Annotated in this window: 19 protein-coding genes and 1 pseudogene; 11 read left to right on the top strand and 9 right to left on the bottom strand. The window is 45.6% G+C overall.

The annotated features are described in order from the left end of the window. Positions 1 to 302: 302 nt before the first annotated feature. Positions 303 to 2,147 (bottom strand): DUF885 domain-containing protein, encoded by a 1,845-nt coding sequence (locus ACX5KA_RS15930; protein WP_342288542.1) that lies wholly within the window; start codon positions 2,145 to 2,147, stop codon positions 303 to 305. A gap of 234 nt (positions 2,148 to 2,381) precedes the next feature. Beyond that, positions 2,382 to 2,564: a hypothetical protein gene (locus tag ACX5KA_RS15925; RefSeq protein ID WP_458731634.1), complete on the bottom strand. Its 183-nt coding sequence runs from the start codon at positions 2,562 to 2,564 to the stop codon at positions 2,382 to 2,384. Positions 2,565 to 2,984: 420 nt separating this feature from the next. Between ACX5KA_RS15925 and sodC the strand changes: the two genes are divergently transcribed. Further along, positions 2,985 to 3,530 (top strand): superoxide dismutase [Cu-Zn] SodC, encoded by a 546-nt coding sequence (gene sodC / locus ACX5KA_RS15920; protein WP_342288540.1) that lies wholly within the window; start codon positions 2,985 to 2,987, stop codon positions 3,528 to 3,530. Between the two features lie 168 nt (positions 3,531 to 3,698). Here sodC and ACX5KA_RS15915 read toward each other — a convergent pair whose 3' ends face one another. Then, complete coding sequence (locus ACX5KA_RS15915; RefSeq protein WP_014950474.1) at positions 3,699 to 4,133, bottom strand: OsmC family protein; 435 nt, start codon at positions 4,131 to 4,133, stop codon at positions 3,699 to 3,701. 260 nt (positions 4,134 to 4,393) lie between these two features. Here ACX5KA_RS15915 and ACX5KA_RS15910 point away from each other — a divergent pair. After that, a pseudogene (locus tag ACX5KA_RS15910) lies at positions 4,394 to 4,777 on the top strand (peptide-methionine (S)-S-oxide reductase); the annotation flags it as partial. A gap of 28 nt (positions 4,778 to 4,805) precedes the next feature. On the opposite strand, the gene ACX5KA_RS15905 reads toward ACX5KA_RS15910, so the two are convergent. From ACX5KA_RS15905 to ACX5KA_RS15895, 3 genes are read right to left on the bottom strand one after another with little or no spacing between them, the layout of a single operon-like run. After that, positions 4,806 to 5,147, bottom strand: coding sequence for an AzlD domain-containing protein (locus ACX5KA_RS15905; RefSeq protein WP_458731633.1), 342 nt, complete (start codon positions 5,145 to 5,147; stop codon positions 4,806 to 4,808). Further along, complete coding sequence (locus tag ACX5KA_RS15900; RefSeq protein WP_342288497.1) at positions 5,137 to 5,859, bottom strand: AzlC family ABC transporter permease; 723 nt, start codon at positions 5,857 to 5,859, stop codon at positions 5,137 to 5,139. Before ACX5KA_RS15900 ends, ACX5KA_RS15905 begins: the two co-directional genes overlap by 11 nt. Next, entirely contained in the window at positions 5,856 to 6,347 is a 492-nt protein-coding gene (locus ACX5KA_RS15895) for a helix-turn-helix domain-containing protein (protein WP_080589203.1), read from the bottom strand. The genes ACX5KA_RS15900 and ACX5KA_RS15895 overlap by 4 nt, the downstream gene beginning before the upstream one ends. Before the next feature lie 642 nt (positions 6,348 to 6,989). Here ACX5KA_RS15895 and ACX5KA_RS15890 point away from each other — a divergent pair. Beyond that, positions 6,990 to 8,249, top strand: a complete 1,260-nt coding sequence (locus tag ACX5KA_RS15890) for an MFS transporter (RefSeq protein WP_168462924.1) — start codon at positions 6,990 to 6,992, stop codon at positions 8,247 to 8,249. A gap of 60 nt (positions 8,250 to 8,309) precedes the next feature. Here the strand turns inward: ACX5KA_RS15890 and ACX5KA_RS15885 are convergent, their stop codons facing one another. Together ACX5KA_RS15885 and ACX5KA_RS15880 are read right to left on the bottom strand one after the other, a co-directional pair. Continuing rightward, positions 8,310 to 8,663 (bottom strand): RNA recognition motif domain-containing protein, encoded by a 354-nt coding sequence (locus tag ACX5KA_RS15885; RefSeq protein ID WP_014980087.1) that lies wholly within the window; start codon positions 8,661 to 8,663, stop codon positions 8,310 to 8,312. 116 nt (positions 8,664 to 8,779) lie between these two features. Further along, the gene (locus ACX5KA_RS15880) at positions 8,780 to 9,760 is read right to left on the bottom strand and encodes a GlxA family transcriptional regulator (RefSeq protein WP_014980088.1); all 981 of its coding nucleotides are present in this window, start codon (positions 9,758 to 9,760) and stop codon (positions 8,780 to 8,782) included. 139 nt (positions 9,761 to 9,899) lie between these two features. Here ACX5KA_RS15880 and ACX5KA_RS15875 point away from each other — a divergent pair, with 139 nt between their 5' ends. The 8 genes from ACX5KA_RS15875 to ACX5KA_RS15840 are packed head-to-tail and all read left to right on the top strand — an operon-like array spanning position 9,900 to position 20,824. Then, positions 9,900 to 11,054 (top strand): acyl-CoA dehydrogenase family protein, encoded by a 1,155-nt coding sequence (locus ACX5KA_RS15875; RefSeq protein WP_014980089.1) that lies wholly within the window; start codon positions 9,900 to 9,902, stop codon positions 11,052 to 11,054. A 12-nt stretch (positions 11,055 to 11,066) separates the two neighbouring features. Beyond that, a complete protein-coding gene (locus ACX5KA_RS15870) occupies positions 11,067 to 12,059 on the top strand; it encodes an NAD(P)H-dependent flavin oxidoreductase (RefSeq protein WP_377959497.1) in 993 nt (330 codons plus the stop codon). A 3-nt stretch (positions 12,060 to 12,062) separates the two neighbouring features. Next, complete coding sequence (locus ACX5KA_RS15865) at positions 12,063 to 13,676, top strand: carboxyl transferase domain-containing protein (RefSeq protein ID WP_168462925.1); 1,614 nt, start codon at positions 12,063 to 12,065, stop codon at positions 13,674 to 13,676. Positions 13,677 to 13,705: 29 nt separating this feature from the next. Continuing rightward, a complete protein-coding gene (locus ACX5KA_RS15860) occupies positions 13,706 to 14,515 on the top strand; it encodes an enoyl-CoA hydratase/isomerase family protein (protein ID WP_458731632.1) in 810 nt (269 codons plus the stop codon). 7 nt (positions 14,516 to 14,522) lie between these two features. Continuing rightward, on the top strand, positions 14,523 to 16,535 hold the full coding sequence (locus tag ACX5KA_RS15855; protein ID WP_069944905.1) for an acetyl/propionyl/methylcrotonyl-CoA carboxylase subunit alpha: 2,013 nt from the start codon (positions 14,523 to 14,525) through the stop codon (positions 16,533 to 16,535). After that, complete coding sequence (locus ACX5KA_RS15850; RefSeq protein ID WP_458731631.1) at positions 16,528 to 18,348, top strand: acyclic terpene utilization AtuA family protein; 1,821 nt, start codon at positions 16,528 to 16,530, stop codon at positions 18,346 to 18,348. The genes ACX5KA_RS15855 and ACX5KA_RS15850 overlap by 8 nt, the downstream gene beginning before the upstream one ends. After that, positions 18,349 to 19,221: an SDR family oxidoreductase gene (locus ACX5KA_RS15845; protein WP_156086831.1), complete on the top strand. Its 873-nt coding sequence runs from the start codon at positions 18,349 to 18,351 to the stop codon at positions 19,219 to 19,221. 16 nt (positions 19,222 to 19,237) lie between these two features. Further along, positions 19,238 to 20,824 (top strand): class I adenylate-forming enzyme family protein, encoded by a 1,587-nt coding sequence (locus ACX5KA_RS15840; protein WP_156086832.1) that lies wholly within the window; start codon positions 19,238 to 19,240, stop codon positions 20,822 to 20,824. A gap of 130 nt (positions 20,825 to 20,954) precedes the next feature. Here ACX5KA_RS15840 and yaaA read toward each other — a convergent pair whose 3' ends face one another. Next, positions 20,955 to 21,731: a peroxide stress protein YaaA gene (yaaA, locus tag ACX5KA_RS15835; RefSeq protein ID WP_039218774.1), complete on the bottom strand. Its 777-nt coding sequence runs from the start codon at positions 21,729 to 21,731 to the stop codon at positions 20,955 to 20,957. Between the last annotated feature and the right edge of the window lie 65 nt (positions 21,732 to 21,796).

Genomic DNA, 21,796 nt, shown 5'->3' with positions numbered 1-21,796 from the left:
TCCCGAAGGGCGAGTTTAAAATGTCCGTACTCTTTGTTGTGTCACCTTGGTGTAGTACCACTATACCTGTGGTGACACGCCGCGATAACGAACATTTTCAATCTCGCTGCGTGGGTAATTATCTATGCGGATTGGTATTAATACTTTAGTGAAGCTTTTCAACAATATCACTGCCATTAGTCGCAAAAAGAAAAAAGCCAGTAAAACTGAATATTACTGGCTTTACGTCAAATATCGGCTTTTTACTGTTCTTTACCTAACGCTGATTGCGCTGTAAAAAGTTTAAATAAAAATATTATTCCTTAACTTTTTTGACTAGCGATCCAGCGATCAATTTTCTGCTCAAGAATAGCAAGTGGAATGCCGCCCGTGTTTAACACTTGTGCGTGGAACTCACGGATATCGAAATCATCACCTAATGCCTTCTCCGCGCGCGCGCGCAATTCTTGAATTTTAAGCGCGCCCACTTTGTAAGATAGCGCTTGCGACGGGATCGCAATATAACGCTCTACCTCGGCAACAACTTCTGTGCGGGTCATGCCTGAGTTATCAAGCATAAAGTCGATGGCTTGTTCGCGGGTCCAACCTTTCGCGTGAATACCTGTGTCTACCACCAAACGCATGGCGCGCAACTGCTCATCTTGAAGCGTGCCATAACGATTCCATGGATCGTCAAAGAACCCCATTTCATATCCTAGCGTTTCAGAATACAGCGCCCAACCTTCACCGAAGGCTGGTAGGAAGCTAAAGCGCATGAATGAAGGTAGCGCTTCATTTTCTTGCGCTAGACTCACTTGGAAATGGTGACCTGGAGCGCCTTCGTGTAGGTACAAGGTGACGTTTCCAGTGGTTAAACGGCTAGGCAAATCGTAGGCATTAAAGTAGAAAGTACCTGGACGAGAGCCATCTGGCGTGCCCGGCTGATATGATCCACCCGCACTGAATTGCTCGATAGCAGGGTCGTAGGGTTTTATTTCTAACTCAGACTTCGGCAATAGCGAAAAGTACTGATCAATTTTCTCATCAACTTCACGGCCAATATCGTAATAGCTCTGTGTTAGCGCTTCACGGCTTTCAGGCTTGAACTTAGGATCAGTACGTACATAGTCGAAGAATTCGTTTAATGTCCCTTCAAATTTCACTTCGTCCTTAATTTCAAGCATGTCATTTTTGATACGCTTAACTTCTTTTAAACCAAGGTTATGCAGTTTATCAGGGGTCATTGGCAGTGTGGTTGAACCTTCCACCATCAATTGATAAAGCTTTGCACCACCTTTCATATCGCTAAGGCCAATGCTTTCACGGGCAACAGGCAAATACTCGTCGCGAAGGAAGTCGCGCATACGCGTGGTTGCATCGTAAATCTCTTGCGTCGCTTTCTCGTAGTCAGCGGTTAAACGGGCTTTTTCGTCGTCAGAGAAACTTTCTGGGAACATGGTAATTGGTCCCCAAAACTGTGACTCTTTAATGGGAATAGCCAGCTGAGTATCAAACTGCTTGATCACGCGATCGATAGTAAGTTTAGTTTCAAGAACACCGCTTTCCATGCCCTCGCGGAACTTTCCGATAGCGCGGTCAGAAATAGCAATGTAATCCTTATGGCGAGATAAGTTATTTTCGTAATCTTCTACTGTTTTAAATGGCGCTGCGCCCTTTCCGCTCGCGAAGGTCGGGTAGAAGGTGTGGAACCCACTGAAGTGATTAACAGGACGCACTTCCGTTAGCGCTTCAATCTCGTCGGTAGACATTTTTAGCGAGCGCTCTTCGTTGTATTTAAATACGTCGTAGGCGAGTTTATCGGTGTCGCTTAACTTACTGCGGTCAATTTGTTTAAGCTCTGACAAATTCAGCAATGTCGCTGTCTTTCCCGCTAAAGCGTGAGAGTCTGTTAAGAAGTCGCCCATTCTGTCTGCGTAACGCATGTCGCCGCGAAAAATGGCCATGATTGGGTTTAGCTCAATATCACGCTGGTCAGCGGCTGCAAATAACGCAAAAAGTTTTTCGTGCTCAGACGCTTCTTTTGACACTGAAGTATTTTTTGATGAACTCTGCACATTTGCGTTGCTGTGTTCATGTGCCACAGCTGAGCTAAGGCCTAATGCCATGGTTACAGCACTACTTACAAGTAGTATTTTGAATGCTTTCATTTTTTGTTCCCTTGTTATTTTGTCGCTGCTTTTGCGTACATTTCGCAAAAACAGCGCTGTCGTTATGTGTTTTCTTGATTCTATATATCGCGTGATAAGCGCTTTTAAACCTAATAAGGCGTACCTGACGCCAGATATCAGGTATACCGCCGATACAATACAATTCAGCGTTTACTTAATAAGTCACAGTTTCACACGGTATCAATTCATGTAAGGTTTTTCAGGCTGCACTATTTATTCAGGCAAATGAGCCATCTCTTTTCGCCACGCCCTTTCGTACGCATCGCGGCTTAACACACGTTGCGCGTACGCGGCTACATTATCTGTTTTACCGTCTAGCGTGATATCAAGCTTGCTGCCTTTTGCCCACGCCACGCGAACCGAGCGGGTTTTCGGATAACCATAAAGTGTGTACATGCCTATGTCCCTTGATAGCCTAATTAGTGCTAACTGTAAGTCGAATAGGAAAAAAGTGCTACTGCCATATTGTTACTGAGTTTTAACACTGTAACTTCTGTATGACAGTACCGCCTACTTATGGAGAGGCTGCATATCCAAAGACTATATGAAGAGGCTACCTTCAAAGAGAGTGAAAATAATAAGGAAAAGCCAAAAAGGTAAGGTAATGGTCGGTAACTTTTTCACGTAACCAATATAATGATTTCCGTAAATGCCAGTAGCTATGCGCTAACACACAACTCGGTTGTCGCTCCAACGCCCTAATATTCCTAGTCTTGCGTAGTATCTCTGAGTTATGCGCCACACTGGTTCACTTTATGCTCATCTAACTTCAATGCTTTTAACAAATTCGTTAATAATTGAGTGAAGGAGAACACGATGAAGAAACGTTTATTATCTACCTTAGCAGGCTCACTGACATTAGTGTTAAGTGCGAGCAGTTTCGCGGGCCATCATGATAGTGATGGAAAAGAAGTGATAATGAATAACCTGGAAACAGGGATGAGCATGGGCTCAGTAATGGTAAGCAGCTACGACGATGACGGTGTGGTGTTCACGCCTAACCTATCAGGATTGACTCCGGGCATTCATGGTTTTCATGTTCATCAAAATGGTGATTGTTCACCAGCAATGAAAGATGGGAAAAAAGTGTTGGGCGGCGCAGCGGGCGGCCATTTCGATCCAGAAGGTACCGGTAAACACCGTGCTCCTTGGTCTGAAAAGGGTCACGAGGGCGATCTACCCGTGCTGTATGTTGATGAAAACGGAAACGCAACCCAGCCTATCTTTGCACCAGAGCTTGAGTTAGATGATATTGAAGGCCGCGCCTTAATGATTCACGCAGGTGGCGACAATTACTCTGATTCACCTAAAAAGTTAGGTGGCGGTGGTGATCGCGTAGCATGTGGCGTAATTGGGAAATAAACTAACGCTACCTCATGTTATAAAATCAACAATCTTATACAGAAAAGCGGCTTCAAAAGCCGCTTTTTTATGCTTAATAAAAACAACTTGCCTGGTCTTGTCTAACAAAGCGAGTGTCTTACAAAGCGAGTCCTATCTTTCGAAAAGGATAGTAATAACCTTTATCCCTTATTCGATATTCAATCGGTATTCCAATGTGATGTTGGCATTAAGAAGTTGAGATACAGGGCAATTTTCTTTTGCTTCCTGTGCAATTTTCTCAAACTCATCTTCGGTAATCCCTTCAACCTCAGCATCTAAGCTTAGTGCCGATTGAGTTATTTCAAAGCCGTCATCGTTTTTCTCTAAACTGATTTTTGCAGTGGTATTTAACTCGCCGTCATCGTATCCCGCATCTGAAAGCGCAAAAGAAAGTGCCATGGTGAAGCAACTCGCATGCGCCGCACCAATTAATTCCTCGGGGTTGGTTCCCTTACCATCTTCAAACCGCGTGTTAAAACCATAAGGCTGGTTCGATAAAGCACCGGTTTGTGTAGAAATGCTCCCCTTTCCCTTTTTACCTAGCGGTTTGTAAACTGCACTACCTGATTTGACTATCGACATATCATCTTTCCTTTCATGTTAACTAAACTGATCTTCATGTAATTGGATAAGATGCAAGTGCTCTGCCGATCATAAGAAATCGCTCTACCCCTTGTCATAGGGGCTTTACAGCGCTGTCTTGTAAATGGAGGAATTAAAGACAGTTCCCTTTTTGAAAGAAGGCTACAGAGTGAGATGAAAATTTTACTTACATTCTCATAGTCTTTTTCAGTCCCTATGCTTTCGCGCCAAGCCTCAAGCTTCGCAATGTGCGCTTAGAAAAGATCACCTACGATGGCGATATGCTTTCTTATAATAATATTCTCGATCATTTTTGGGTAAACATTGACCCTTTCGATGACCGAGGTCAGTTTTGTGATAGGGGACCCAGTTACTTAAGCGCCATCTTTGTAGCAAACGATAAAGAACGTGCTATGGCAGAAAAAACAAAAGCTGACGTGGTAGCCCAACTTCCCAATAAAAAGGTGGTAACGCCCATACTCGATGCTTCTACCTTTTATCCGATAAAAGGCGACGAAATTGACCATCAAGATTTTTATAAAAAAAGTCCCGTTCGCTATAAGTTCTACCGATGGAACTGTGGACGTGACCAGCGCTTAGAAGAAATTTGGGGCGAGAAAGCCTTGGGTAAGAATAAGTCTTAGCCCAGCAACTAAACATCTACGCCCAACGTTAAACCAAAGCGATACCAAAGGCTATACCAAAAGAAAGCACACCACAAAACACTGGCAGCCCTAAGCTTTTGAATTTGCGCCAAACAAGCACAGTGACAACAGTGCCTATTGCGGTTGCAATCCAACTCGCCGCTGACGGTGCTTTTGGAATAAGTGACGCTCCTAGCATAGCGGCAATCATTAACGGCCCTAACACGCTTAGCCACGTAGGTAAACGCGCCTCAGTGTTATTGGCCTTGTGTTTATTAAAGTGACGCTGAGTCCACAGCAACGGTACTACGCGCAATGCATATGTTCCGATGGCCGCTACAACAATAGCTATCCAAATATCAACGTGCATGAGATTGCTTCCTTTCAACGTGCGAGGTGAGAAGATAAAAGGTTATCGCACCGCATAGTGCTGCCAGTGGAATTGCAGCGTTTTTAAAGACGCTGAGAGCCAAAAAGAGAGCCGCCGTCATTGTAACGAGCAAGGTAGCGCTCCATAATTTACTTGAGAATTTAGGCGCGAGTAGCACAAGGAAAAGTGCAGGTAAGGCAAAGGGCATCACGCTGTCTAATATTGGCCATTGTTGGGTAAGGGAGTCTCCTGCGATACCGCCAAGCGCCGTCCCTACGATCCAACTAAGCCACGCCACCATCGATACACCTTTAAACCAATCTACCTTTTTAGCATCGTCCATTAACGGCAAGCGAGTATGGGCTAGCGCAAAAATCTGGTCAGTAAGGCCGTGCATTAAATAGGGCCAAGCTTTACTTTGCGGTAAATAAGGCACCAAGTTGGGCGCATAAACCACATGACGTACATTAACTAATAACGTCATACAAACCGCTAGCCAAAGTGGCGCACCTGATGCCACCATGGCTACCAAAAGAAACTGCGACGCGCCTGCGTAAATGAATATGGAAATTAGCGTGGCTTCCAGCGTAGAAAAACCGGCTTGAACTGCGATCACGCCAAATGAAATGGCTACCGGAATATAGCCACCTAACAAAGGTAACCCGTCAATGACCCCTTGCTTAAGTCCACTTTTTGATGAAAGTTGGCTCATTCCTTTGCCTCTTTGTGATAAACGATTGTGATAAGACATGTCGCCCACTCGTCTCCCGTTTTGTATACGTGGGGCAAATCAGCGTTAAATGCTAAACTTTGACCCGGATGCAGCCATTGAGTATTTCCACTATTCCCAGCTTCCAGAGAGCCGCTAACAACGGTTATCGTTTCTTCTGTTCCTGTGGCGTGAGCTTCTGCCTCTCGAAAAGTATTGGGTGCAACCGACATCCAATAAGCATCAACGTTCGGGATACCTTGTCCTTGCTCAATTAAACGAACTTCTACGCCCTTTTCTCCAACGCTTGCGCTAAGAGGCTGAACTAGCTGACCGAACGGAACGTCTAGTTGCTTAGCTAACCGCCAAATGGTGTCTAGCGTCGGGTTGCCATTGCCCTGCTCTAATCTTGAAAGGTTAGATTTAGCGATACCTGCCCCTGCTGCCAATTGCGACAGCGAGACACCTTTGTCTTGCCTGAGTTTCTGCAAATGCCTTCCGAGAATGTTGAGCGTTGATTGATTCACACCTTACCAACTTCATTTTGTTCCATTTAAAGAACGTTCTATATATAGAACACCTCAAAGTCAAGAAGTTTGTTTTAAATAGGGGGATAGATACGGCGTTGTGCTCACGCCACAACTGGAATACGTGACAAATGTTAAAAGATGACAAAGTGATGAACTAAATGGTAACCAATGTTTATGCAAAGAAAACAGTCACCTTCACTTTTTTTAAACGCCCATTCGACTTTCTACGCAAAAGGTCCGACGTAATTTATTAACAAAAGCACTACATTTAAATCGCTGAATTGATTAAGAAACCTTATCAGTTACCGTTACTTGCTATCTGAGCGATGCTACGATCTCTTGCATTAAACGAATACGAAAAGCACGAACCTGTGGGCCGTTGATCATTGCTAAATATTACCGATGATAACGGCGACTATTCGAAGAGAACCGGCAAACAATCCGTTGAGCCGGTTTTTGCGTTTCATCAAAGCGCTAGTCTGCTGAGTGTCTTTTATCTTTGATGACACACAGACATTGTAAAAATGCACAGCAAAGCTCAACAGCCCCTCGCTAAAACAGCCACTAAGTACGTGATTGAACTCAATGAACAAAAGGACGTTTATGACGAATCAAACTGACAAGATTCTTTCTGACCAAGCCTCTTCAAAGCAGGCATCTTCAGAGCAGCCCTCAGCGTTGGGTGAATACTCACTGGCCACTATAACCTTTTGGCTGGCTTTCGGAACCTTTGTGATTGGTTGCAGCGAATTTGCGGCAATGGGTTTATTACCTTACTTTGCAGAAGATTTTGGCATTACTGAAAATGTCGCCGGTCACGCAATTAGTGCTTATGCCATTGGTGTTGTAGTGGGCGCGCCGCTTATCACTATCTTTTTTTCCAGGCTTGCAAGACGCACCATGCTTATTTCAATGATGGTATTTTATGCTGGCGGAAACTTGCTAACAGCACTAGCGTGGTCAGAATGGACAATGAATATAGCGCGCTTTATTGCTGGCCTTCCTCATGGCGCTTACTTCGGCATTGCCATGCTCTTTGCTGCAGACATTGCCGGTAAGAATAAACGGGCGCAAGCTGTCAGTAACGTCATTTTAGGCTTGGCTATTGCCAATATTATTGGTGTGCCGTCAATTAGCGGTATTGGGCAAATGTTCGGATGGCGAACTGGCTTCTTTATTATTTCAGCCTTTGCGTTAGTTACTGCATTAATGGTTTGGAAAACCGCACCGTACCGCGGCCCTAATCCAGATGCCAAACCGCTTACCGAGCTTAAAGCTCTGAAAAACAAAGACGTGCTGCTGGTACTACTTATGGGCGCGATTGGCTTTGGTGGCATGTTCTCCGTATATTCTTACTTCAGTGCCTCTTACCTCAATACAACCTCTTCACCTGAGTGGGGAATCTCGGCCACATTGCTTATCTATGGCATAGGCGTAACCTTGGGCAATATTATTACAGGCCGCTATTCTGAGGGCAGGCTACTGACGTCAGCGATTACGTTTCAGGTTTTATTGGGCCTATCAGCTGCAGCTTACGCTGCGTCGATGGGAAATCCGTACTTAATGGCAGCATCACTGTTTTTCATTGGTATCGGTGGTGGCATGGTGGTGCCGCTGCAAACAAGGCTTATGGACGTCGCTGGCGAGGCTCAGACTTTAGCCGGCGCCATGAACCATGCGGCTTTTAACACCGCTAATGCGCTTGGCCCTTGGTTGGCAGGAATGACACTGTCAGCGGGTTACGGCTATACATCAACGGGTTGGGTAGGCCTAGCGCTTGCCGGTGGTGGTGTACTGGTGTGGCTGGCCATTATTATGACTGCTCGCAATACTCAAGTACAAACAGCAACCGTATCTGGTTAAATGAAGGTTGAGCGCTGACAACCTTCGTTGTTAGCGCTTGTCAATTATATTCCCTCGGTATTACTCGGCGTCGTTTTCACGATCAGAGTTATTGCGAGAAGCACTTCCCCATACATCTTCGGGAATGTCTCTTTTGGGCGCTGGCGCACTAGCTATCGCTTCAGCCTGCTTCTTCTCTTGATTTGACCACTTAACACGAATTTTCTTACCGTCGATAACTTTGGCGTTAAGTTTTTCAATGGCTTTATCGGTTTCTTCTTGCGTGCTCATTTCTACGAAACCAAAGCCTTTCGATAAGCCAGAAGCCTCATCCATCACCAAGTCGCACGACGCTATGGTGCCAAACTCGAAAAACAAGTCTTCAAGATTTTCTTTTGTAAATGTCTTTGGTAAGTTTCGAACTAATATACTCAAGATTTTGGCTCTGCTTTAAGGTGGTTTGTTCTGTACCTATTGTAGCACGCAGCAGCATGTTTAATAGAGGTATTAACCGCTCAACGCTAATTGTTGAACAAGCGCCCTAAACTACGTTAACGCCTATTCGTTGTTTGCTGATAAGTATCTCGCCAGCATGAAACATTCATTCCAAAAGTTCGTTTAAAAAGTCGATTAAAATGCCCTGGGTCTTGATACCCCACTGCCCATGCAATTTCTTCTGCACTCTTATCGCTGTGTTTCAGAAACTCTTTCCCCTGTTCTATTCTAAGTTGTTGAATGTAACCAAGAGGAGTTTCCCCCGTAGCCTCTTTAAACCTGCGTTTAAAGGTGCGTTCAGTCATATTTATGCGCGCCGCCATTTCACCTATGGTCACTTTTTCTGCAAAGTGTATCTCTAACCACTGCTGAATATTTAAAATATCGTCGTCTTGATGATAGGTTTGGTGGTTGAGCGACGTTGCTTCTGACGTAACACCACGGCGAAAGTCGACCAGAAACGCCTGCTCTATAGCCTCCCCCACCGCTTTGCACGACAAACGCGATATCAGAAAAACAATTATTTCTAATGCAGCATTTAGCCCTGCAGAACAATACAGCTCGCCTGTGGCGGTAATGAATCTATCAGACCTAAGGTTTACTTTGGGAAAAGCTCGTGCAAAGTGCGATTGTTTATGCCAGTGAGTGGTGCCCATTCTCTCGTTGAGCAGCCCTGCCTGTGCGAGAAAAAAAGCGCCCGTGGCTGCCGCCATTATTGGAATACCTTTGCTATGCCACTGCCGTAGCTTTGGGTATAAAGCGGTTTGTTGAGCCAATAATGGTTCCATGTCCCCCCACACACTGTGCAGTATTACCAAATCAGTCTCATCAATATCAGCCAGCGCACAGTCTGGAGTAATCGCAAGGCCACTAAACGTTGTCGTAGGATTACCGTCTATCGTCACTAGCTTTACTGTTATCGCGTTTCCCAGCAGTTTATGCTGAAGGTCTGACGCAAATTTCAGCACGTCATGGGTTAAGCCCATGCTAAGCCCCATGGTGTTTTCGCTGGCATATAAAGTTACGTGTTTAAGCATGGTCTTTCCCTGTTCAAGCTAGCTATTTTGATCTCGCCACTTTGGCCCGATTGGCCAATCTATTGTCCCAACTCACACTGTTAACATTATTTTCACAAAATTACTATGAAGTCAGTCACAATTTCGTAGAGATAGAAAAATGCAATTTACTGAAGAGCACAACGCACTTAGAAAAACCGTTCACGATTTTGTAAATCAAGAGATGGACCCGTTCATTGACGAATGGGAGCAGGACGGCATTGCTCCCCTTCATAGCTTGTTTAAAAAGATGGGGAATTTAGGTCTCTTAGGTATTCAAAAGCCTGAAGCCTACGGCGGCGCGAGTTTAGATTACAGTTTCAACCTGGTATTTGCTGAAGAAATAGGTCGTGCGTATGGCGGTTCTATTCCTATGGCTATCGGCGTTCAAACCGATATGGCCACCCCTGCCCTGGCGCGATTTGGCAGTGATGAACTAAAGCGTGAATTTTTAGCGCCCGCTATTGCCGGCGACATGGTGGCATGTATTGGAGTGAGTGAACCAGGGGCGGGGTCAGATGTTGCAGGGTTAAAAACCACAGCCCGTACAGATGGTGACGACTTTATTATTAACGGCACGAAAATGTGGATCACGAATGCCACCCAAGCAGACTGGGTTTGCCTGCTAGCAAACACAAGCGACGGGCAAGTGCATGCTAATAAATCATTAATTATCGTCCCCCTTAACACCCCAGGCATAACCATTTCAAAGCCGTTAAACAAACTGGGGATGCGCGCCAGCGACACTGGCCAAATTTTCTTCGATGATGTGCGCGTTCCAAAGCGCTTTTTAGTTGGAGATGAAAACAAAGGCTTCACTATGCAAATGATGCAATTCCAAGAAGAGCGCATGTATGCAGCAGCTAGTTCGCTGAAAGGAATGGAACGCATTATAAGCGACACCATCGAATGGACAAAAGACCGACACACATTTGGTCAGCCTGTTATCAACAACCAAACCGTCCATTTCAAATTAGCTGAACTGCAAAGTGAAATTGAGGCTCTGCGCGCTTTAACGTGGCAGGCATGTCAGGACCATATTGAAGGAAAAGATGCCACTTACTTGGCGTCAATAGCAAAACTGAAAAGCGGCCGACTGTGGCGACAGGTTACCGATGGCTGCCTTCAGTATTGGGGCGGTATGGGTTTTATGTGGGACAACCCTGTTGCGCGTGCATATCGCGATACCCGAATATTATCCATCGCTGGCGGTAGCGACGAAATGATGCTCGGCATTATTGCAAAGTACATGGACATTTTCCCTAAACGTAGATAGCGACGTATTTTTATGATGAAAACAGTTCAAGATATGCTGAATAAAAATATGCGGCTACCCGTGATTTGCGCCCCCATGTTTTTAGTTTCTAGCCCAAATTTAGTGGTTAACGCTTGTAAAAATGGCGTGGTAGGTAGTTTTCCCGCCTTTAATACTCGCACTCAAGCAGCGTTAGATGAATGGTTGACCACCATCACCGTGGCCTTAGATGAAGAGAAACGGACTAACCCAGCAGCAAAAGTGGCGCCGTACGCTGTAAACCTGGTGGTGCACGCCTCGAACAAGCGCCTTCATGCCGACTTTGAGATAGTCAAAAAGCACAAAGTGCCGTTTGTTATTACCAGCCAAGGTAACCCTAAATCTGTTATTGATGCAGTCCATCAGTGGGGAGGCATTGTTTTTCACGACGTAATTACTGTAGCCCACGCGAGAAAAGCCATTGAAGCAGGTGCAGACGGCCTAATCTTAGTAGCTGCTGGTGCTGGCGGGCACTCAGGAGAGGTAAACCCTTTCGCGCTTCTGCGTGAAGTGAGAGAGTTTTGGCAAGGCCCACTGGTACTTGCTGGCGCTATTAATGATGGTTACGGAATTAGAGCCGCAGAGATTTTAGGCGCTAATTACAGCTATATGGGCACACGCTTTATTGCTACGAACGAAGCCGAAGTAGACCCTGATTACAAAACCATGTTGGTTAACGCCAACGTGAACGATCTTGTGTTTACTGACACCTTCACTGGCGTCAAATGCCACTTCTTAAAACCCTCTATCACTCGAGCTGGCGTAGACTTAGCGTCGATTGAGGGTAAAGAAAATGTCGACTTAGACTTGGGCGGCAGTAACGCTTGGAAAGATATGTGGAGCGCAGGGCATGGCGTAAGTGGTATTCACTCAGTGATATCTGTACATAGCCTTATTGAACAACTTGAAGGGGAATACAATAAAGCGGCCACAACGCCATTGTTTAATCACCTCGCGGAACATCAAACCGCGCATGCAGGAAGCTAAGTCATGGCCATTCTTCACTCTAATGTCGATGTTAAAAGTACATCGTTTAGTAACAATTACGCCGCTATGGAAGACGCCGTTGCAGAATTTCGCACTATCGAGCAAAACGTCATTCTAAACGCGCAAGAAAAAGCACCGCGTTACGAAGAAAAAGGGCTACTGTCACCACGCAATCGACTCGCCTTATTGCTTGACCCCAACATGCCGTTTCTTCCCCTTTCAACATTATGTGGATATCTGCAAGAAGGCGACAAAGACGGCAGTGCTGCCGGTGGCGGAGTAATAGCCGGCATTGGTTATGTCGCTAACACTCGCTGTATTGTTATGGTCGATGACTACCTCACTAAAGGTGGCAGCATAACCCAACTTGGTAGCAAAAAGCGGCTGCGCTTGTATCACATTGCACTTCAGCAAAAATTACCGGTAATAGCGTTATCGCAAAGCGGTGGCGGCGACCTTACTTCGCTAGGTGATTGGTTTGGGTTCTCTGCTGCAGGTTTCGCTATGCAGGCTCGCTTGTCGGCCGCAGGTATTCCACAAATAACAGTTGTGCATGGCAGTGCCACAGCAGGCGGTGCGTATCAGCCTGGACTGTCAGACTATGTAATTATGATACGCAACCAATCTACGGTGTACCTTGCAGGCCCGCCTTTACTAAAAGCCGCAACAGGGGAAATAGCCACTGACGAAGAAATAGGTGGCGCAGAGATGCACAGTGAGGTTTCTGGCGTAGCAGATTTCATTGCTCAGAGCGATGCCGATGGTATTCGCATTGCCCGTGAAGTTACGCAAATGCTGAACTGGAATAAAGATTTTTCTGAAGCAACAACACCTTGCGATGTTGCCCCTGTTTATACTTCAGATGAACTACTTGGCATCGTTCCCAAAGACGCCAAGACTCCATTTGATGTGCGCGAAGTCATTGCCCGTATCGCTGATAAATCAGATTTTGTTGACGTTAAGCCCGAGTTTGATATGGGCACCGTGTGCGGATACATGGCCATTGAAGGGCAACCGTGTGGTGTTATAGGCAACAATGCGCCTATTACTGCGAAAGGCGCAGCGAAAGCAGCACAGTTTATCCAGCTGTGTGAACAAGCTGGCACTCCTTTGTTGTTTCTACATAACACCACCGGCTTCTTAGTGGGCACAGAGTCTGAACGCGCAGGCATCATAAAGCACGGCGCAAAACTCATTCAAGCAGTTACCAATGCTACCGTCCCCAAGATAAGCATTGTTCTGGCAGGTTCATTTGGCGCAGGAAACTACGCCATGGCTGGACGGGGCATTGAGCCTGACTTTATGTTTTCATGGCCCCGCTCAGTGGTCGCCGTGATGGGCCCCGCCCAAGCTGGTAGTGTGCTGCGCACCGTTGCTCACGCCAAAATGATGCGAAGTGGCAGCGTAGATGAGGAAAAGCTAACCGCACTAGAACAACATACCGTCACGGTAATGGAAGCAAAATCACGTGCCCTCGCTAATTCTGCTCGCTTGTGGGATGACGGCATTATAGATCCAAGAGATACCCGCTCTATTGTTGCTTTTGTTCTTTCTATTTGCCAGCACGCTAAAACGAAGCAACTTCACCCTACTAGCTTTGGCGTAGGCAGGCTATAGGCCTCAATTTGACTAAAGAGGACAACAGGATGCCCCACTTAGAATCAATGGTATTCGAAGAAATTACCGCACGGCTTACTGACAACGTGTTGCACATTCAATTTAACCGCCCGCATAAGAAAAATGCCATGAATTTAACATTGGTTGAAGAGGTCATGCAGTGTTTTGAACGCGTTGAAGATATGAATAATTTACGGGTCGTCGTAATACAGGGAAGCCATGGCAACTTTTGCGCTGGCGGCGATATTTCTGACATGCATTTATCGTCGTTAAGTGAATCTGAACGAGAAGACACTATTTGGCACTTCAATCGTAGTTTTGGTCGCATGATTACTCAAGTAAAACACTCTGCCACACCAGTCATTGCTGTGGTTGAAGGCGCGGTACTTGGCGGCGGTTTTGGCTTAGCTTGTGTAGCAGATATAACCATTGCCTCTGACAGCGCCTTTTTCGCACTTCCTGAAACAGGGTTAGGTGTTATTCCCGCACAAATAGCGCCATTTGTGGCTAGCCGCATTGGGGTCGATCAAACAAAAAGATTGGCACTTACTGGTGAAAAGCTAAACGCCGAACAGGCATTGCGCTTGGGTTTAGTGCATGGCGTTTGTCAAACAAACGCCATTTCCGAACAGGTAAACAAAGAGATTGCCCGAATAAAACAATGCGCACCGCAAGCAAACTCAAATACTAAACGTTTGTTATTAGCATTAAATAACACGCCACTTGAACAGATCCTTGACGGCGCTGCTACGGCATTTGTTAAGTCGCTGACGTCTGAAGAAGGGGTGGAAGGAACCCAAGCCTTCATTCAAAAACGCAAACCTTCTTGGTGTGAGTGAACACATTATGACGCGAAATATTCAAAAAATACTCATTGCTAATCGCGGCGAAATTGCCTGTCGTATTATTCGAACCGCACATAAGCTGGGCTTTTTTACCGTTGCTATTTATAGCGAGGCTGACCGCAACGCGCTGCACGTACTGCAAGCTGATGAAGCTGTTTTCGTTGGTCCTGCCGATCCTACATCGTCGTATCTTCACAGTGAAAAAGTGATAAACGCTGCAATTGAAACACAGGCAGACGCTATTCACCCTGGGTATGGCTTTTTATCAGAAAACGCTGACTTCGCACGTGCATGTGAAGACGCTGGCTTAACCTTTATTGGCCCAAACGCAGACGCCATAGCCTTGATGGGTAGCAAGCGCTTATCAAAAATAGCCATGCTGCAGGCTAATGTTCCCTGTATTCAAGGCTATGAAGGCGGCGACCAAAGTGAGGCGGCACTCATAGAAAATGCCAAAAACATTGGCTTTCCTTTAATGGTGAAAGCCAGCGCTGGTGGTGGCGGCAAGGGTATGCGTTTAGTGCATGAAGCCAGTGATTTGGCAGCTCATATTTCTACGGCTCGATCTGAGGCCTTAAACGCATTTGGAAATGACGAACTTATTTTAGAGCGTGCGTTAATTGCGCCTCGACATATAGAAATTCAAATTTTTGCAGACGGCTGCGGCAACACGCTTTATTTAGGTGAAAGAGATTGCTCAATTCAACGCCGGCACCAAAAAGTGATTGAAGAAGCCCCGTCGCCGTTTGTGGATGAGCAATTACGCAAACGCATGGGAGAGGCCGCTGTGGCTGCTGCAAAGGCTTGTAACTACTGTGGTGCAGGCACGGTAGAATTTCTAGTTGATAGCGACAAGCAATTTTACTTTTTAGAAATGAACACGCGCTTGCAGGTAGAACACCCGGTTACAGAGTTAGTAACGGGACTAGATTTAGTTGAATGGCAACTGCGAGTAGCCTGTAAAGAATCGCTTCCCTTCACACAAGAAGACATTCAAATAAGCGGTCACGCCATAGAAGTACGCCTGTACGCTGAAGAGCCGCGCAAAAATTTCATGCCACAAACTGGGAAGGTAAAAGTATGGAAACCTGCCACGAACGCTAGAACCGACCACGGCGTTTATCAGAACATGGAAGTAAGCAGTCATTACGATCCAATGCTTGCCAAGATAATTGTTAAAGCTGAAAGCAGAGCGAGCGCGGTTAGAAAAATGGCGAGAGCGCTTCGCGAAACACAGATAATTGGAATAAATACCAATAAACACTTTTTACAAAATCTTGTGCAAAGCTCAGCGTTCTTGGGAAGCGATGTAACAACGGCATTTATTGAGCAACACGCACAACACGACGACATGAAAGGAAGCCTTTCGCCATCGTTTTCGATATTAGCGAAAGCTGCACTGCTGTTTGCGTTAACACAAAACAAACATGCCAGTGCATTGGTTTATGATAATGCATTAAATAAGCTCACACCCACTTGGCAACACACCATGGGCTTTGCTTACCCCATCATTATTACATGCAACGATGTCACCGCATCAATGACTGTTACGCCTTTCACTAATCACTATCGAATCTGCGACACAGGTACTAAAACAGAAGTAACGCTAACATTATTAGACTTAACGCCACAAAGCCTGGTAGTAGAAGCAGATAAGTTGCGAAGCACGGCCTCATACGCTGCGAACGGTAACACGCTATTTATTGACGATGGCACAGGTCACTTCATGTTTAGCTGCGTAACGCACAGCAAAGTAGATAGCCAAAAAACACAGGGCACAGCGCAAGTGAATGCAGTGATGGACGGTGTCATCGTTGCTCTTCTTGTAGAGCAAGGTGGTACCGTAAATGCGGGCGATACGGTGGCCATTATGGAAGCGATGAAAATGGAACACCCCCTTAAAGCAGCCATAAAAGGTACGGTTCACCTCTCTCCAATTACAGCTGGCGATCAGGTTAAATCTAAACAAACCATAGCCACCATACTTCAAGCCGATGAGGTCATCCATGAATAAAAATAAGGTTCGTATAGGCGGTGCTTCTGCGTTTTATGGTGACAGCCAGCTTTCTGCAAGGCAGCTAGTTGAAAAAGGTGAGATAGATTACCTTGTTTTTGATTACCTAGCCGAAGTAACAATGGCCATTTTATCGCAAGCCAAAGCAAAGAATGAAAAGCTAGGCTATGCCGTCGACTTTATCACCGTGGCCATGAGAGACGTACTGCAAGACTGTGCACAAAAAGGCATAAAAGTGATTGCAAATGCGGGGGGAGTAAACGTGCCGGCCTGTATAGAATCACTTAATGCGCTGTGTGCACAGCTCAACCTAAATTTGAATATTGTAGGCGTGTACGGTGATAACTTGCTTAACGATATGCGCAATGAAACCTTGGCTGAAACTAACACCCATGACCTTGATAATGGCAATGAATTACCTAATACCCTTGCATCGATGAATGCGTATTTAGGTGCACAGCCAATTGCCGATGCGTTAGCCACCGGTGCCGATATTGTGATTACAGGTAGAGTGGTAGACAGCGCGCTCGTGCTTGGGCCCTTAATGCATGAGTTTTCATGGAGCTATGACGATTACAACGCGCTCGCGCAAGGTTCGCTTGCAGGACATTTGCTCGAATGCGGTGCTCAGTGCACCGGGGGAAATTTTACCGATTGGGAGCAAGTGCCCGACTTTTCAGACATGAGCTACCCCATTGCCGAGGTTGAACCAAGCGGCGAGTTTACTATTGTGATCCCGCCAAACACAGGTGGGCTGGTAACAACCTTCACAGTGGCCGAGCAACTGCTGTACGAAATTGGCGACCCTGCGAATTATCTTCTACCCGATGTTTGTTGCGACTTTACCCTGGTATCTTTAGAGCAAATGCATAGCAACGCCGTGCGCGTGCATGGTGCAAAAGGCAAAGCGCCTGGTAACGACTATAAGGTATGTGCAACCTACATAGACGGCTATAAACTTACCGGCGCTTTTTTTATTGCTGGCTTTAACGCAAAACAAAAAGCACTTACCAATATTCATGCGCTAGTAGCTAGAACCGAACGCGCGCTCGAAGAAAAAGGTATGCCGCCTTTTAAAGACACCTGTATTGAAATATTAGGCAGCGAAGCAACCTTTGGCCCCCATGCTAATGCAGAACATACACGAGAGGTAATAGCCAAATTCACACTTCATCACAGTGATAGTAAAGCCCTTTATTTTTGTGCCAGTGAAATGGCGTATTTGGCTACATCGGCTGCGCCTGGTATGGCGGGATTTGGCGCCGGTCGCCCAAAGCCACAACCTCTTATTCGGGTGCACTCGTTTTTAATCAACAAAAATAAGGTTTCGGTTAGTATTCAAAAAAATGACGTCATTGTGGCGCACACTACTTACCAAACTGACGCTACTCCCATTCAATCCCAGAAAGAAGCATGTCGTCCTGAACCGACTCAAGAAGTACAGCTTGAAAATGAGCACTCAGTCTCTCTTCCATTAGTTGAGTTGGTGTGTGCCCGAAGCGGCGACAAAGGTAACAACTTAAACATTGGGGTGATCGCGCGACATCCAAAGCTCTTTCCCTTTTTAAATCGGGCTCTAACTGCTGATATGGTGAAGCAATTTTTTGCTTATTCAGTAAAAGGAAGTGTTTCTCGGTATGCCCTACCTGGCATTAACAGCTTCAATTTTTTACTCACTGATGCATTAGGAGGCGGCGGCACCGCATCTCTTCGCACTGATAGCCAGGGCAAATCAGCAGCGCAAACGTTATTAACCATGCCTATTAACGTGCCAGTGTCGTTGATCCCTTTTACCAAACACAAAGGTGAGTGAATGCCATATCAATCAACGTTAGCAGCAGGAAGTTTTTTAAAGCAAACGATTGTTATAACTGGAGGAGGCAGTGGTATAGGACGGTGTACTGCCCATGAACTTGCCTCATTAGGTGCAACCGTTATTTTGATTGGCCGAAGTGAAGATAAGCTTGTGAACACCACTGCAGAAATCAAAAGCGATGGAGGCACAGCCTGTTATTACACGCTTGATATACGTAGTGAAGATGACGTATCACACACCGTAAACGAATTGCTTGAAAAGCATAAACGCGTGCACGGGTTGGTAAACATGGCGGGCGGTCAGTTTCGCGCCCCACTCTCGCACATATCCCAAAACGGTTTTGAACGCGTTATTCAAACTAATTTAATTGGAGGCTTTCTAATGGCTAAAGCCCTATTCAGTAAGCACTTTAAAAATCATGGCGGCAATATTGTCAACATTACCGCTGACAACAAAAATGGTATGCCGGGTATGGGACATTCTGGTGCCGCCCGAGCAGGCGTTGAAAACCTCACTAAAACCGCGGCGTGGGAATGGGGGTCATTTGGCGTCAGGGTCAATGCTATTGCGCCTGGGTGGGTAGCATCGTCAGGGCTAGACACCTACCCCGAAGATATGAAACACGCTATTCAAAACCTAAAGCACGCGGTTCCGCTAGGACGAATTGCCAGCGAAGCTGAAATCGCTTCTACGGTGTGCTTTCTACTAAGCAAGGGTGCGAACTTCATCACTGGGCAAACACTATTTGTAGACGGTGGTGCCAGCATGGGGTCGGTTCCAGCACTTTTCCCTTTGCAGAACCTTCACCAGCCTGCCAGCGAAACGTGGGATGGCTTCCACAGAAGCATTACACCTAAGGTTTTGCGTTAACGACAAGGACACAAGCATGAGAACACAACAGTTAGAAAGAAACTTGGTAGAACGCGTAGCCATGGGAGATTTAATGCGCAGGCGCGCACGAGATAGCGGCAGTTTGCCTGCACTAGTCGACTTTTATCACAATGAACGCCGTACCGTAACCTATAGCGAGCTCAACAAAAAAGTTAATAAATTAGCCAATGCGCTGATGCGTGAAGGCATTAAACAAGGCGATAAGCTGGCGATGTTAGCGGTAAACCAGATAGATGTTGTTGTTACTTACTTCGCCTGCTACAAACTGGGCGTTATTGCAGTGCCTATTAACTTTATGCAAAGCGTTGCCGACGTGACCTTTAATATTGAACACAGCGGTTCCAAAGTAGTCGTTTTCGACCCTCTACTCTCAGATCTTGTGTTTGCAAGCACTAATAATAATGACGACATACATTTCACCATTCAGTTAGGCCAAGATAAGGGCAAGGCAACGTTCGCATTTGAGCCCTTTATCAAAGAGCATAGCGACACAGAAATTGAAGACAGGATAATAAACGACAGAGACACAGCCCACATGATTTACACGTCTGGGACCACCTCAAAACCCAAAGCGGTTGAAACATCTCACCTTTCACTAACCATTGCAGCACTTACTGCGGCAATAGAACTAGAACTAAGCGCACAGTGCAAAATGTTACTCGTTCTTCCGCTATTTCACTGTACCGCCCTTTCAATACTCTACCCTACGTTTTTAAGAAGTGGATGCTGTACGCTTCACGCTACATTCGATCCCATCCAAATAGCGAACAGCTTAGAAAGTGAGAAAATAGAAACGTCTGTGCTTTTACCTATGATGTGGAATGCATTAATGGCAACAGATAACTTTCACGAACGAAATCTTAGCGACTTTAAATTAGCCATTTACGGTATGGCGCCAATGAGTGAGCAGAATCGTCAGCAAATTCGCGATGCTTTTGGCTGCAAAGTCCACTTAGGCAGTGGGCAAACAGAATTTAGCCCTGTTTCTAGTTTGTTCAAAGACGGATGTGAAACTGAATTTGCAGAGGGTAACTACTGGGGTGTTCCCCTGTGTTTTAACGAGCAAGCCGTAATAAATGAGGAAGGTGTAGAAGTGGAACAGGGCGAAACAGGTGAAATAGTGTGGCGAGGCCCGCAAGTTATGAATGGATATTATAAAAATAAAGACGCCAGCAAAGCCGCATATAAATTTGGTTGGCACCACACGGGTGACTTAGGATTTATCGATAGTAAAGGCCAACTAATGTTTATCGATAGGGTAAAAGATACCATTAAGTCTGGAGGAGAAAATGTGTCATCTCAAAAAGTAGAGCAAACGCTTTGCTTAATGAAAGAAATAGAAGCTGCAGCTGCTATAGGAGTGCCTCATCCTCACTGGGGTGAAGCGGTTTGCGCATGCATAGTGGGTAATGACTTAACACAAGAGATGTTGCCAGCCATCAATGCATTTTGTAAGGAGAAGCTTGGCAAGTTTGAAGTACCCAAACATATATTTATTTGCGACGCACTACCTATGACAAGTACAGGGAAAATTCGCAAAGTAGAGCTAAGAGAACAATACAAGAACTTTTTTATGCAGTGAGTAAACTAAAAGTGGGTATTCCATAATGATGGTTTACCCACTTCAGCACGCTCACAAGAAAAAAAGAGAGGCCATTGCTTTAAGAGACAATAGGCAAGCTTGCTTACACCCCCTATTTCTGGGTTTTCTCTTAACTTTCTTGGTTACGCAGAAACACAAGTTCCGTTGATGAGCTTTGTTCTTCGCTAAACACATAGCCATCTACGTCGAAGTTTTTCAGACCTTCTACGTCTTCTACACGGTTTTCAATAATATAACGCGCCATTAAACCACGGGCTTTCTTCGCAAAGAAACTGATAATTTTATACTGACCATTCTTGCAGTCTTTAAACGTTGGCGTAATGATCATGCCGTCTAACGACTTCTTCTTCACCGCTTTAAAGTACTCATTCGAAGCAAGGTTAATCAACACGTTATCACCCTGCGCTTCTAATGCCTTATTAAGCATATAGGTAATGCGATCGTCCCAAAACGCATACAGGTCTTTGCCTTCTGGGTTTGCTAATTTTGTGCCCATTTCTAAACGATAGGCCTGCATTAAGTCTAGTGGACGAAGTAGTCCATATAGGCCAGACAAAATACGAAGGTGTTGTTGCGCATATTCGACCGTTTCGCTATCAAGCGAGTAGGCATCTAACCCTGTGTACACGTCGCCATTGAACGCATACATTGCTTGGCGTGCATTATCGGGAGTAAACGGTGTAGAGAACTCAGCAAAACGGTTGGCGTTCAACGTTGCTAACTTGTCGCTTATTTTCATCAGCGATGATAGGTCAGCCGGAGATAAAGTGCGGCAAACTTCCATCAAACGTTCAGTGTCTTCAAGCATGGCAGGCTGAGTGAACTGGCTCACAGGAATTTCGCTTTCAAAATCTAAATTTTTTGCTGGGGATACTACAACTAACATTTCGACTCCTTAGGTTCAATACCAATCCGCATAGATCATTGCCGACTCAGAAGGCGCTGGCAAGT

Source organism: Alteromonas alvinellae (assembly GCF_902705805.1).
The sequence above is the reverse complement of the archived record's forward strand: the minus strand, read 5'-3'. Positions and strand labels throughout refer to the sequence as shown.